This is a genomic window from Serratia sp. TSA_130.1, assembly GCF_052691795.1.
In genome coordinates this window covers 884,273-897,224 of record NZ_JBQZFS010000001.1, presented here as the reverse complement: position 1 = coordinate 897,224, position 12,952 = coordinate 884,273, and the positions used below count along the sequence as shown (strand labels likewise).

At 62.0% G+C, this 12,952-nt stretch carries 11 protein-coding genes; 5 read left to right on the top strand and 6 right to left on the bottom strand.

The window, feature by feature from the left end:
• The first annotated feature begins 104 nt into the window (after nt 1-104).
• The 3 genes from ACUTQY_RS04140 (at nt 105) to ACUTQY_RS04130 (ending at nt 2,967) form a co-directional block, all read left to right on the top strand.
• Nucleotides 105-302, top strand: a complete 198-nt coding sequence (locus ACUTQY_RS04140; protein WP_033643799.1) for a hypothetical protein — start codon at nt 105-107, stop codon at nt 300-302.
• A gap of 98 nt (nt 303-400) precedes the next feature.
• The gene (gene yieE / locus ACUTQY_RS04135; RefSeq protein ID WP_021505917.1) at nt 401-1,267 is read left to right on the top strand and encodes a DNA-binding transcriptional regulator YeiE; all 867 of its coding nucleotides are present in this window, start codon (nt 401-403) and stop codon (nt 1,265-1,267) included.
• Nucleotides 1,268-1,488: 221 nt separating this feature from the next.
• On the top strand, nt 1,489-2,967 hold the full coding sequence (locus ACUTQY_RS04130; RefSeq protein WP_033643798.1) for an amino acid permease: 1,479 nt from the start codon (nt 1,489-1,491) through the stop codon (nt 2,965-2,967).
• Nucleotides 2,968-3,012: 45 nt separating this feature from the next.
• Here the strand turns inward: ACUTQY_RS04130 and ACUTQY_RS04125 are convergent, their stop codons facing one another.
• The gene (locus ACUTQY_RS04125; protein ID WP_060660453.1) at nt 3,013-4,113 is read right to left on the bottom strand and encodes a GGDEF domain-containing protein; all 1,101 of its coding nucleotides are present in this window, start codon (nt 4,111-4,113) and stop codon (nt 3,013-3,015) included.
• A gap of 369 nt (nt 4,114-4,482) precedes the next feature.
• Between ACUTQY_RS04125 and ACUTQY_RS04120 the strand changes: the two genes are divergently transcribed.
• Together ACUTQY_RS04120 and ACUTQY_RS04115 are read left to right on the top strand one after the other, a co-directional pair.
• Complete coding sequence (locus ACUTQY_RS04120; RefSeq protein WP_033643796.1) at nt 4,483-5,565, top strand: FecCD family ABC transporter permease; 1,083 nt, start codon at nt 4,483-4,485, stop codon at nt 5,563-5,565.
• Nucleotides 5,562-6,350, top strand: coding sequence for an ABC transporter ATP-binding protein (locus tag ACUTQY_RS04115; RefSeq protein WP_033643795.1), 789 nt, complete (start codon nt 5,562-5,564; stop codon nt 6,348-6,350). The genes ACUTQY_RS04120 and ACUTQY_RS04115 overlap by 4 nt, the downstream gene beginning before the upstream one ends.
• Before the next feature lie 33 nt (nt 6,351-6,383).
• Here the strand turns inward: ACUTQY_RS04115 and ACUTQY_RS04110 are convergent, their stop codons facing one another.
• From ACUTQY_RS04110 to puuR, 5 genes are all read right to left on the bottom strand, one after another.
• Complete coding sequence (locus ACUTQY_RS04110) at nt 6,384-7,331, bottom strand: siderophore ABC transporter substrate-binding protein (RefSeq protein WP_046687514.1); 948 nt, start codon at nt 7,329-7,331, stop codon at nt 6,384-6,386.
• Between the two features lie 55 nt (nt 7,332-7,386).
• Nucleotides 7,387-9,375, bottom strand: a complete 1,989-nt coding sequence (locus ACUTQY_RS04105) for a ligand-gated channel protein (protein ID WP_046687513.1) — start codon at nt 9,373-9,375, stop codon at nt 7,387-7,389.
• Nucleotides 9,376-9,619: 244 nt separating this feature from the next.
• On the bottom strand, nt 9,620-10,615 hold the full coding sequence (locus tag ACUTQY_RS04100) for an ABC transporter permease (RefSeq protein WP_046687512.1): 996 nt from the start codon (nt 10,613-10,615) through the stop codon (nt 9,620-9,622).
• Entirely contained in the window at nt 10,612-12,123 is a 1,512-nt protein-coding gene (locus ACUTQY_RS04095) for a sugar ABC transporter ATP-binding protein (RefSeq protein WP_046687511.1), read from the bottom strand. Before ACUTQY_RS04095 ends, ACUTQY_RS04100 begins: the two co-directional genes overlap by 4 nt.
• A 155-nt stretch (nt 12,124-12,278) precedes the next feature.
• On the bottom strand, nt 12,279-12,836 hold the full coding sequence (gene puuR / locus ACUTQY_RS04090; RefSeq protein WP_016927000.1) for an HTH-type transcriptional regulator PuuR: 558 nt from the start codon (nt 12,834-12,836) through the stop codon (nt 12,279-12,281).
• Nucleotides 12,837-12,952 lie beyond the last annotated feature (116 nt).

Genomic DNA, 12,952 nt, shown 5'->3' with positions numbered 1-12,952 from the left:
TGAATAAGTGGTATGGGGTCAGCCATTGGCATAACGCCGCATTGCGGCTAGGGTGTGGAGGAGCGGCGAGCCGCCGTCAATTTTCCAACTAACAGGAGCAGGCGATGGATACCGACGATCAACGCAGAGAGCAGGTAGATCAGGAAGTGGGCCGCGCGGTGCGGCGGTTGATTGAAGAAAACAAGGCGATCGACCGCGACCATCTCGCGGCGATGCTGCAATTGATACTGCGGGACGAAACCGGCACGCCGCGAGAGCCGGTGCTGGCCGCGGCGGCGCAGCTGGTCGCGTTGGGCAAATAGCGCGCCGATCTGGCCGCAAACAGGGTAGCCTGGCCGGGCTGCCCACCACACCATATTGGGGTTCTCTGGCAGAACCTTCTTTCAATACCGGGACAGCTATGCATATCACGTTGCGTCAACTGGAAGTCTTTACCGAAGTGCTGAAAAGCGGTTCGACCACGCAGGCCTCGGTGGTGCTGGCGCTGTCGCAGTCGGCGGTCAGCGCGGCGCTGGCGGATCTGGAGGGGCAGCTGGGCGTGCAGCTGTTCGATCGCGTCGGCAAACGGCTGGTGATCAACGAGCACGGCCGGTTGCTGTATCCCAAGGCGCTGGCGCTGTTGGAACAGGCGGGGGAGATAGAGCAGCTGTTTCGCCATGACGGCGGGGCGTTGCGCATCGCCGCCAGCAGCACCATCGGCAACTACATGCTGCCGGAGATGATCGCCCGCTACCGCCGGGATTTTCCCGCCACGCCGCTGGAGCTGAACGTCGGCAATAGCCAGGACGTAATCGTGGCGGTGGCGGATTTTCGCGTCGATCTGGGGCTGATCGAAGGGCCTTGCCATATGCCGGAGCTGGTGACGCAGCCGTGGCTGGAGGACGAGCTGGTGGTGTTCGCCGCGCCGGATAACCCGCTGACCCGTCAACCGCCGACGCTGGAGGCGCTGGCCAATGCGCCGTGGATCCTGCGCGAGCGCGGTTCCGGCACCCGTGAAGTGTTGGACCATCTGCTGTTGGCGCATCTGCCGCACTTCCAATTGGTGATGGAGCTGGGCAACTCGGAGGCGATCAAGCATGCGGTGCGGCACGGCATCGGCATCAGCTGCCTGTCGCGGCGGGTGGTGGCGGAACAGCTGGCCAGCGGCGCGCTGGTGGAACTGCCGGTGCCGTTGCCGCCGCTGCGCCGCACCCTGTACCTGATCCGCCATCGGCAAAAGCACGTCTCCAACGCGTTGCAACGTTTTCTCAGCTATTGCGTGCTGTAACCGGCGGCACGTCAAGCCCTCTGCTGCCGCGCAGGCCGGAAAAAGCATAAAAACCTGCGCGCGCTCACATTAATGAGAGTAAGTAAGGCTATAAGGGCCGCAGCTAATAATTGCCTCTGAATTATGAAGCTATCTTATATCGGTGCAATGTTGCTAGTTCACCGGCGGGTATTTGTTACAATCCGCCCTCATTTTTCGAAGAGCAGATAGATAGGGAACGAATGGCTCAGCAGGATATAAAAACATCGGGGCAGCAAGCACCCGGATTGCGCCGTGAATTGAAAGCCCGGCATTTGACCATGATCGCCATCGGCGGCTCCATCGGCACCGGCCTCTTCGTCGCCTCGGGCGCCACGGTTTCTCAGGCAGGCCCCGGCGGGGCGCTGCTGTCTTACGCTCTGATCGGTTTGATGGTGTACTTCCTGATGACCAGCCTGGGCGAACTGGCGGCCTTTATGCCGGTCTCCGGTTCATTCTCCACCTACGGCGCCAAATACGTAGAAGAAGGCTTCGGCTTCGCGCTGGGCTGGAACTACTGGTACAACTGGGCGGTGACCATCGCCGTTGACCTGGTGGCCTCGCAGTTGGTGATGAGCTACTGGTTCCCGGACACCCCGGGTTGGATCTGGAGCGCGCTGTTCCTCGGCCTGATGTTCCTGCTGAACTACATTTCGGTGAAAGGGTTCGGCGAGGCGGAATACTGGTTCGCGCTGATCAAGGTCAGCACCGTGATTATCTTCATCGCCGTCGGCGTGATGATGATCGTCGGCATTCTGAAGGGCGGCGAGCATGCCGGCTGGCAGAACTGGACAATAGGAGACGCGCCGTTTGCCGGTGGCTTCTCGGCGATGATCGGCGTGGCCATGATCGTCGGCTTCTCGTTCCAGGGCACCGAACTTATCGGCATCGCAGCCGGCGAATCGGAAAACCCGGGTAAAAACATCCCGCGCGCGGTGCGTCAGGTGTTTTGGCGTATCCTGTTGTTCTATATCTTCGCCATTTTGATCATCAGCCTGATCATTCCGTACACCGATCCGAGCCTGCTGCGCAACGACGTGAAAGACATCAGCGTCAGCCCGTTCACGCTGGTGTTCCAACATGCCGGCCTGCTGTCGGCGGCGGCGGTGATGAACGCGGTGATCCTGACGGCGGTGCTGTCGGCCGGTAACTCGGGCATGTATGCGTCGACCCGCATGCTGTACACCCTGGCTTCGGAAGGCAAGGCGCCGCGCATCTTCGCCAAGCTGTCGAAAGGCGGCGTGCCGCGCAACGCGCTGTACGCGACCTGCGTGGTAGCCGGCCTGTGCTTCCTGACGTCCATGTTCGGTAACCAGTCGGTTTACCTGTGGCTGCTGAACACTTCGGGCATGACCGGTTTCATCGCCTGGTTGGGCATCGCCATCAGCCACTACCGTTTCCGTCGCGGCTACATGCTGCAGGGGCGCGATCTGAACGATTTGCCGTACCGTTCCGGTTTCTTCCCGCTGGGGCCGATCTTCGCCTTCGTGCTGTGTCTGATCATCACCCTGGGGCAGAACTACCAGGCCTTCTTGCAAGACAAGATCGACTGGTACGGCGTGACCGCGACCTACATCGGTATTCCGCTGTTCCTGCTGATTTGGTTTGGTTACAAGCTGTCGCAAGGCACCCGTGTCGTGAAGTACAGCGAGATGGAATTCCCGAAGATGGACGTGAAGTAATTTTCGGTGAGTGACACGCGGCGGGGGCTCCCGCCGCGTTTTGTTTTACTTTTTCCCGCCTTTGGCTTCCGCCAGCGCCTGCTGCGCCGAGCTCATCAAACTCTCTACCGTCGCGTAATCCTGCGTCAGCGCCACAATGCCGGCGTTAAGCTGCATGTTCACCTCGCCGAACGCGCCAAAATCGTAGGGCGCCTCCAGCGGCGGCACAATGCGCGCCAGAAACTCGCTTTCCGCGCCGTAGGGCAGATCGTGCACCAGAATCAGAAACTGGCCGCCGGTATAGCGGCAGATATAGTCGCTGGGGCGGATCAGCGTCTTGAGGCGCTCGCCGACGGTGCGCAGCACGTCGTCGCCGATCTGGACGCCGTGGCTTTGGTAGAGCGCCGCCAGCGGGCCGAATTCAAGAATGAACAGGTGGGAGATCGGCTGCGCCGTTCCGGGACGGCAGATGCTGCGCATCACCGTCTCGCCGCCTGCGCGGTTGAGAAAGCCGGTCAGGCGATCGCGGTGCGACGCCTGCTGCTTCTCCCACGCCAGCGTGACGTGCTGCACCAGCTGGCGGTGGTAGCGCGCGATCATGCCGTGGGCCAGCACCAGCCACAGCGGCGCGAGGTCCGCCAGGACAAACAGGTTTTGCACGCGCGACAGCGGCGCCGCCAGCAGGTAAGGCAGCGTCAGCGCGATCACCTCAAGCAGCGCGAAGCGCGGGACGGCGGCGTGGCGTTGCATCAGCCAGCAGGCCAGGGCGGTGATCGTCAGGCCGGCGAACAGCATTAAGACGAAGCGGCCCGAGAGCATCGCCAGAGCGGCGCTGGCGCCGACCAGCAGCGCCCACAGCAGCACCGTCACCAGCATGGCGTTCGGCCAGGCCGGTTGACGCCGGCGCGCCAGCCAGGCTCGCCCGGCGGTCAACAACAGCAGCAGCAGCAACAAACCGATGCCGAGCGGCCGCTGGACCAGCCAGGCGTACCCCGCCAGCAGCGCGGCCGGCCCCGCGGCATTCAGCCAGGGCGTGAGAGGAGAGGGCGTCAGCGTGAGACGCAGCTGGCGTTGAAACGGCTCGTCATCGGCGTGCAGCGGGCTGTATAACAGCCAGTTCAGCAGCGCCGGGCGTTTGGGCGTTACCGCCGGAGATGGACTTCTCATTACAGCCTCGTCAATCAATAAGGCCGCTCTTGCGGCGGCCTGAAGTTTTTTTGCACGCGCGGTGCTGTGATTTTGGATTCTATGTGGTTTTGCCGTTATTTGTCAGAGTCTGGTCGGATCAGGAAGAATTTTCAGAATAATTAACCTACTGGCCGTTGGCGGGGGAAAGCGTGGCGGTTTGAAAAATGGCGATAAAAAACAAATTATTACATTTCGACAACGCCGTTTTCACCTATTGATATGATTGATAAGTATTATCGTTTGTTTTATTGTTAACGGCTGTGCAGCAGGCTGCTGCCGCACACTTTTCGGTTCACGGCGGCCGCTTTCGCGCCGCTGTCATGATGGTTGCAACAGGTATCTTAACTAATGAGCGTATCCACCGATCCCATGACTGAAGCCAAGGGGCAACCCGACGCCGGCGTGATGGGGCGTTATCAGCATATTCTTCGCCATCGCCTGTTGATGATGGGCGTATTGGCACTGGCGATCCTGGGCTCGCTGCTGCTGGATTTCACCATGGGGCCGTCCGGCCTGTCGTTGTCGTCTTTATGGCAAACGCTGCTTGATCCCGCCGCGGCCGATGCCGGCACGCGGGTGATCGTCTGGGACATCCGCTTGCCCTATGCGTTGATGGCGGTGGTGGTGGGCTTTGCGCTCGGCCTGGCCGGGGCGGAAATGCAGACCATCCTGAATAACCCGCTGGCCAGCCCCTTCACCCTCGGGGTGTCTTCCGCCGCGGCCTTTGGCGCCGCGCTGGCGATCGTGCTCGGCATCGGCATTCCGGGGATCCCCGATCAGTGGTTCATCTCCGCCAACGCTTTTATCTTCGCGCTGTTCGCCGCGCTGATGCTTGACGGCATCACGCGCTGGACGCGGGTCGCCACCTCCGGCGTAGTGCTGTTCGGTATCGCGCTGGTGTTTACCTTCAACGCGCTGGTCTCGATGATGCAGTTCATCGCCAGCGAGGATACGCTGCAGGGGCTGGTGTTCTGGACCATGGGCAGCCTGGCGCGCGCCTCGTGGGACAAACTGGGCATTCTGTTCGGGGTGTTCGCCGTGCTGCTGCCGCTGTCGATGATGAGCTCGTGGAAACTGACCGCGCTGCGTCTGGGTGAAGACCGGGCGGTGAGCTTCGGCATCGACGTGCGTCGGCTGCGTTTGACCACGCTGCTGCGCATCAGCATGCTCTCGGCGCTGGCGGTGGCTTTCGTCGGGCCGATCGGCTTTATCGGTCTGGTGGCGCCGCACATCGCCCGCATGATCTTCGGCGAAGATCACCGTTTCTACCTGCCGGCCAGTGCGCTGATTGGCGCGCTGGTGCTGTCGATGGCCTCGGTGGCGTCGAAAAACCTGGTGCCTGGGGTAATCATCCCGGTGGGGATCGTGACGTCGTTGGTCGGGGTGCCGTTCTTCCTGAGCATTATTCTGCGCCACCGGGGGAACGTATGAGCCAGGGTTTACGGATAGAAAACTTCTCGGCGGGTTACCCGAAACGCCAGGTGATCGACAATCTCTCGGTGCCGATGCTGCCGCGCGGGCAAATCACCGTGTTGCTGGGGCCGAACGGCAGCGGCAAATCGACATTGCTGCGCTCGCTGGCCGGGCTGAACCCGGCGCAGGGCAAGCTGTGGCTGGACGACGGCGATTTGATGCAGATGCCGTTCGCCCGTCGGGCGGAGAAAGTGGTGTACCTGCCGCAGTCGCTGCCCGCCGGGGTGCATCTGCACGTGCTGGAGTCGATCATCGTGGCGCAGCGCGCCTCGGGCGGCCGCAGCAACGCCGGCAGCGAAGCGGAAGTGATGGCTTTGCTGGAACAGCTGGGCATCGCCCACCTGGCGCTGAGTTATCTCGATCAGCTGTCCGGCGGCCAGAAACAGTTGGTGGGGTTGGCGCAGTCGCTGATCCGTCAGCCGTCGCTGCTGCTGCTGGATGAGCCGCTGAGCGCGCTCGATCTCAACTACCAGTTCCACGTGATGGATTTGGTGCGCCGCGAAACCCGCAAGCGCGATATCGTGACGGTGGTGGTAGTGCATGACATCAACATTGCGCTGCGTCACGGCGACCACGTGCTGATGCTGCAGGATGGCGATCTGATCGCCGACGGCGCGCCGGATCAGGTGATTACGCCGCAGAGCCTGGCGCGGGTCTATGGCGTGCGCGGGCGCATCGAGCGTTGCTCGCAGGGCACGCCGCAGGTGCTGATAGACGGTCTGGTGAACCAGCCGACGATATAATCCAGGAAAAAGCCCGGCATCGCCGGGCTTTTTTTATCGCGCAGCGCGGTTCAGTGCTTCGCTCACGCGTTCGACGACGTGCTGGGCGGTGACGATGCCGCCGGACAGATAGACCTCGGCCGCCGGCAGGTAAACCACCTGGCCTTTTTTCACCGCCGTGGTTTTCTTCAGCGCGGTGCCGGTGAGGATTTTCTGCGGCGCCACCGCGTTCGGCCGACCGGTCGCGGCGTCTCTGTCGATGACGAACAGCCAGTCCGGGTTCAGTTTGGCGACCTGCTCAGGCGTCAGCTTATTGCCGCGCACGTCTTTTTCATCGGACTGCAGCGCGGACGAGAAGCCGAGAGCGTCATAGACGAAGCTGAAACGGCTCTTGGGGGCGTAAGCGCTGATCTTGCCGCCGGAGAACAGCACCACCAGCCCGCGTCCGGCCTGGGCGGCCTGCGGTTTGACCGCCGCGATCTGCGCATCCAGCTTATCGATCGCCGCCTGCGCCTGTTGCGGTTTATCGAACAGCTCGCCCAACTGGCGGGTGCGCTGTTTCAGGCTGCCCAGCTGATCCTGCTGATCGACGGACATGTTCAACGTCGGTGCCAGCGTGTTCAGCTCGTCATAGGCTTTGGACGCCCGGCCGGCGATCAGGATCAGATCCGGTTTGGCGGCGCGCAGCACGGTCATATCCGGTTCGAACAGGGTGCCGGCATTGAGGTATTTGTCATCCTGATAGCGCTTCAGGTTATCCGGCAAGTTCTTGCGGTTGCCGGGCAGCGCCAGCGGCTCGACGCCCAGCAGCTGCAGCGTTTCCAGCGAGGCGTAATCCAGCACCACGATGCGCTGCGGGTGCTTCTTCACCTCGGTGCTGCCGTTCAGGTGCTGGACGTTGACGGTGGCCGAGGCCGCCGGCGCGTCGGTTTTGCTGTGGCAACCCGCCAGCGCCATCGCGGCCAGCAGGGCGATCATCAGGGGGGAGCGGCGTAATCTCATGGAGCTTCCTCTCGGTGATGGAATGAAAAGGGCGCGCAGCGCGCGCCCGGGGGCATCAGAAGTTGTAGGTCATGCCGACGGTGTAACGGCGGCCGTCCAGCGTGGTGCGGTAGTGATCGTAATCCACGGTCTTGTCGAGAATGTTGTAGACCCCGCCGGTCAGCTGCAGGTTTTTCGCCGCCTGGTAGCTCAGGCCCGCATCGACGAAGGTATAGGACGGGGTGCTGGTCTCCATCGACGTGCGGCTCAGGTAGTCTGAGGTGCGGCTGCGGAAGTTAACGCGCGACCACAGGCTGAGGTCTTGCGTAGCCTGCCAATCCAGCACGGTGTTGATCATGTGCTTAGGCATCTGGTTCAGCGCCTTGCCCTGGAACTCGCCGCTTTTCTGCTCGGAAGCGGTGTAGGTGTAGTTGGCGTTCCACTTCCAGTCTTTATTGATCTGCCAGCCGAAGGTGGCCTCTACACCGCGCATATTGGCTTTGTCGACGTTGACGCGATCGCTGATAAAGTCGTAGACGTCATTGCCGATCTTACAGTCCGGCGTGTCTTCGCAGCGGCGCACTTCGGTGATCTTGTTCTTGAAGTCGGTGTTGAAGACGGTCACCCCGGCATTGACGCCTTCCAGGCTGTCCCACATCAGGCCGATCTCTTCGCTCAGGCTCTTCTCCGGCTGCAGATCCGGGTTGCCGACGATGATGCCGTTACGCACGCCGCCGCCGGTGACCTGGCCCCAGCTGGCGGAGGATTGGCGCAGATCCGGCGAACGGTAGCCGGCGGAGACGCCGCCTTTCATCGTCCACTGTTCGGTCAGGTGCCAGACGCCGTACATGCGCGGCGACCAGTGGCTGCCGAAGTTCTGATCGCGATCCATACGGATGCCGCTGGTCAGGCTGAAGTCGTTGGTCAGCGCCCATTCGTCCTCGGCGAACAATGCCCAGCTCCAGCGCGTCAGCTGGTTGACGTCTTGCGCCGAGCTCAGCTGGTTGCCGCTGTCGCCCAGTTTCTCATAGCGGTATTGGCCGCCGAGGTTCAGCATGTGGGCACCCAGCTCGAACTGGTTCTGGGTGTTGAAGATGGTGTTGTACATCTTCATCTTGCGGCCCGGGTTATTGGTCTCTTCCCGCTGAACGTAGCTGGTGGAGTTACCGAAGTCGTAATAACCGTTGTGGGTCAGCGCGTAGTTGGTGCGGGTGTAGAGATTTTCGCTGCGAGAGGTAGGTTTGCACTTGCCTTTGCTGCAGCGCTCCGCCACCACCGATTTGCCCGGCGTGCTGTTGCGATCCTGCAGCGAGCGGCCGATTTCGAAGTCGAATTCGTTTTTCTCGTCCGGGGTCAAGGTGAACACCGCGGTGCCGCTGCGCATGCGCTGTTCGTTGTAACCGTTGGCGATTTTATCTTCCGCGCGGCGCGACAGCAGGCCGTTGACCCGCACGCCGAGCAGGCCTTCAATCAGTGGGCCGGAGGCGTAGGCGTTGGTCTGGAACAGATCGCCGGAATCGCGGTTTTCCTGAAGGGTGGCGTCGCCGTGCAGCGAGCCTTTCCACTCGGTGCGGGAAGTCTTGCGGGTGATGACGTTGATCACGCCGCCCATGGCGTCGGAACCGTACAGCGAAGACATCGGCCCGCGCACCACTTCGATGCGCTCGATGGCTTCCATCGGCGGCAGCCAGCCCTGTTCGATGCCGGCGTTATCGCTGTTCGGCCGGGTGCCGCGGGTGTCAACGCGCTTGCCGTCCACCAGGATCAGCGTGTACTTGGAGGACATGCCGCGGATGCTGATGTCGCTGCTGCTGGCGCCGCCGGTGACGACCACGCCCGGCACGTCTTTCAGCGCGTCGGTCACGTCGCGATAGGCCTTATCTTCGATCTGCTGGCGCGGGATCACCGAGATGGAGGCGGCGGAGTCCTGAATTTTTTGCTGGAAGCCGGAGGCGGTGACGACCATGGTGTCTTGGGTGTCGTCCTGCGGCGCGGCCAGTGCGGCGGTGGCGCTGAGTGAGGCGATCACCAGAGCGGCGAGCTTGCTGTAACGTGGCGTTTCCATGAGGTAAACCTTTCCTGGATTGAAGTGAAAGTAATTAACCAATTGAATTTCTAATGAAATAATTCATCGTTCGCTGAGAAATCCGTCGCTTCGTCAGCGTTGCGTGAGGCCATTGTAAGGATTTTTTACTGAATGTAAACGCTAATGATAATTCATATCATTTGTATGCTTGTTATTCTGGCGGGAAAGAGTAACCGGATGAATTAAAGGGAAAAGCGGCGCAGCAGACGTGCGCCGGAGAGGATCAGCGTTTCTGGATATAGGTGATGGCCAGCGCCAGCGCCAACACCAGGCCTTTGATAATGTCCATGGCGTAGTAGGGCACCGACAGCATCACCAGGCCGTTTTGCAGCACGCCGAGGATCACCGCGCCGATCAGGGTGCCGAGCGCATTGGGTTTGCCGGCGCCAGCCAGCGAGAAGCCGATGTAGGCCGCCGCCACCGCATCCATCAGATAGCCACCGCCGGCATTGACCTGCGAAGAGCCGATACGTGACGCCAGCAGGATGCCGCCAAGCGCCGCCAGCCAAGAAGAAATGACGTAAGCGGCAACCCTGTAACGTACGGTGCGAATGCCCGACAGGCGTGCAGCCTCGGGGTTGCCGCCGATGGCGTACATGCGGCGGCCGTGCTTGGTCAACGACAGGAACAGCTGTACCGCCACGGTGACCGCCAGCATGATCAGCACGATCACCGGCACCTGGCCGAGGGCGGAAAACACTTCCGGGATCAGGCCTTCCGCCATGTCGCCATTCGGCAGCACCATGTTTTGGGTGATGGAGCCGCCGTAGCTGTAGGTCATCGCCACGCCCTGGATCACGAACAGGCTGGCCAGCGTCGCCAGCATATCGGGGATTTTGAGCACCACGATTAGCAGGGCGTTGAACAGGCCGACCAGCGTGCACAGCAACAGCGTCACCACGATGGCGCCGGCGGTGCCGAACCCGTGCCAGACGAACAGGGAAATCACCAGCGCGTTGGCCAGCGAGGCGGTCGAGCCGACCGACAGATCGAAACCGCCGACCGACAGCGAGATAGAGACGCCGATGGCGATCACCGTCACGATGGCGATCGAACGCAGGATATTGATGATGTTGTTGGCATCGAGAAAGTTGTCCGACGCCAGGCCAAACAGGGCGACCAGCGCCGCGACGGTCAGCAGCATGCCCCACTTGTAGAGGAAATCAAACAGCTGTTGGCGCCAGGGCAGCGCAGGCCGCAAGGCAAATTCTTTACTCACGCAGGGGTTCCTCCGGTGGAATAGAGCAATAAGATTTCTTCGTCGGTATCGGCGGCGTTCAGCTCCGCCACGATGCGGCCATCCCACAGTACGCAGATGCGATCGCACAGGCCAACCAGCTCGGCGAACTCGCCGGAGGCGTAAATCACGCCTTTGCCGGCGCGGGCCAGGCCGTCGATTAGGCTGAACAGTTCCTGTTTGGCCTTGATGTCCACGCCCTTGGTCGGCTCATCGAAGATCAGCACGTCGGCGTCGCCGCGCAGCCACTTGCCGATCGCCACTTTTTGCTGATTGCCGCCGGACAGGCGCGCCAGCCGCTGTTGCGGACCGGAGGCGCGAATGTTCAGACGCTGCATGATCTCGCGCGCCCAGCGCAGCTCTTGCCGCCGGCTGAACAGGCTCCAGCGCGAGAAGCTGTCATCGGCGCTGACGCTCAGGTTCATCGGGATCGCCTCATCGATAAAAATGCCTTCTTTGCGGCGTTCTTCCGGCACCAGCGCCAGCCCCTGTTCGACCGACAGATGCGGCGCACGCGGCGCCCAGGGCTGCCCGCGCAGTTCGCCGCGTTCCAGCAGCGCGGCGCCGGCGCCGAACAATGCCTTGCACAGCTCGCTTTTCCCGGCCCCGGCCAGCCCGGCGATGCCGAGGATCTCGCCTTCATGCAGCCGCAGCGAAACGTCGCGCAGCTTATGGCGATCGCGCAAGCCCTCCACCTGCAGCAGCGTACGCTCCGCGTGCGGCGGGCGCGGCGGCGGGAAAATGTCGTCCAGCCGGTGGCCGAGCATTTTCTCGACGATCTGTTCGCCGCCGAGGCCGCGCATGGCGTCTTCGCTGACGCGGCGGCCGTCGCGCAGCACCGTCAGCCGATCGCAAATGTCGCTCAGTTCGTGGATGCGGTGAGAAATGAACACGATGCCGATGCCTTCAGATTGCAGGCGGCGCACCACGTTGAACAGGCGCTCGCTCTCGGCGCGATCGAGCGGCGCGGTCGGTTCATCGAGCACCAGAAAACGGCAGCGGTGCGACAGCGCGCGCGCCAGCAGCACCTGCTGTTTTTCCGCCAGCGTGCAGTCCGCCAGGCGTCTGCGCGGGTTGAGTGGCAGCGCCCATTGCTGCAGCAGCTGTGCGGCGCGGCGGTGCAGCTCCGCCCAGTTCAGCCAGTGGCCCGGTTCGTTCAGCCAGTCCAGCATGATGTTTTCCGCCACCGACAGCGTGGGGATCAGCGCGACATCGACTTCTTGCTGCACCACGTGGATGCCGTGGCGGCGCGCCTGCAGCGGGGAATGAATTTCCACTGCCCGGCCGTCGATCAGGATCTCGCCGCGGTAGTGATCGTGGGCGCCGGAGAGGATCGCCATTAGCGTCGATTTGCCCGCGCCGTTGGCGCCGACCAGCGCGTGGATTGAGCCGCCGTGCAGCGTGAAGTCCACGTCCTGCAGCGCGTTGAAGCCGGCGAAGGCGATCGAGATATTGCGCATCTCGAGGCGCGAAGGCGTTGCGGTTGACATTGCGTAGTGAGGCCGTTTAGATGTTTAGATGGCTGTTTTGCTCTGTTGTAACACAGATTGCGCCGTTGGCAACCAACAAAATGGCATAACGGCGATGAAAAGCGTGGGCGGACAGGGGCGCAACCCGCGTCAGGCTGCGCCGGAGCGATAAACGGTCAGAAGGTGGTGGGGGTGTGTGCGCTGACGATGCGGCAGATGCGCGCCGAGGTATTGCTGAAGCTGTGCGGAATGCCGGTGTTGATGGCGTAGCTCTGACCGGCGGTCAGGCAGTAACTCTGGCCGTTGATGGTCAGCACGATCTCGCCCTCCAGCAGGGTGCCTATCTCTTCGCCCTGATGCTTGATCTTTTCGCCGGTGGTGGTGCCGGGCTGGTAGGTTTCCAGCATCATCGCCAGGTTGCGCGTCGGGCTGCCGTTGTGCACCAGCTTCATCGACACCCCCTGGCTGCCGATCTCAATCAGATCCTCGGCGTCGATCACCACGCGCGGCTCGTCGACGGCCTCCGGTTCGGCAAAGAATTCCGACAGCGACAGGCCATACACCTTAAGCAACTTTTGCAGCGTGCTGATGGCCGGGCTGACTTTGTCCTGTTCGATGGTGCTGATCGCACTGTGGGTTAACCCGGACAGTTCGGCGACCCGGCGCTGCGACAAACCCAATTGCTGGCGGATCTGCGACAGGCGTTTGCCCGGTGCCAAGCTGGCTTCGCTCATAGCGGTACTTCCTTCTGGTAAGGGCGACAGGCTGAAATGACGATCGGTATCGGGCGCCTGCCTGGTCGATAACGATGCTGCATGATATCGGTAGTTAGGGTAGGTTTGGAAAATAT

Excerpts from the sequence above, each read along its gene's own strand:
- ACUTQY_RS04130 (WP_033643798.1), top strand. The coding sequence starts at position 1,489 with ATGGCTCAGCAGGATATAAAAACATCGGGGCAGCAAGCACCCGGATTG.
- ACUTQY_RS04120 (WP_033643796.1), top strand. The coding sequence starts at position 4,483 with ATGAGCGTATCCACCGATCCCATGACTGAAGCCAAGGGGCAACCCGAC.
- ACUTQY_RS04125 (WP_060660453.1), bottom strand. The coding sequence starts at position 4,113 with ATGAGAAGTCCATCTCCGGCGGTAACGCCCAAACGCCCGGCGCTGCTG.
- ACUTQY_RS04115 (WP_033643795.1), top strand. The coding sequence starts at position 5,562 with ATGAGCCAGGGTTTACGGATAGAAAACTTCTCGGCGGGTTACCCGAAA.
- yieE (WP_021505917.1), top strand. The coding sequence starts at position 401 with ATGCATATCACGTTGCGTCAACTGGAAGTCTTTACCGAAGTGCTGAAA.
- puuR (WP_016927000.1), bottom strand. The coding sequence starts at position 12,836 with ATGAGCGAAGCCAGCTTGGCACCGGGCAAACGCCTGTCGCAGATCCGC.
- ACUTQY_RS04110 (WP_046687514.1), bottom strand. The coding sequence starts at position 7,331 with ATGAGATTACGCCGCTCCCCCCTGATGATCGCCCTGCTGGCCGCGATG.
- ACUTQY_RS04095 (WP_046687511.1), bottom strand. The coding sequence starts at position 12,123 with ATGTCAACCGCAACGCCTTCGCGCCTCGAGATGCGCAATATCTCGATC.
- ACUTQY_RS04140 (WP_033643799.1), top strand. The coding sequence starts at position 105 with ATGGATACCGACGATCAACGCAGAGAGCAGGTAGATCAGGAAGTGGGC.
- ACUTQY_RS04105 (WP_046687513.1), bottom strand. The coding sequence starts at position 9,375 with ATGGAAACGCCACGTTACAGCAAGCTCGCCGCTCTGGTGATCGCCTCA.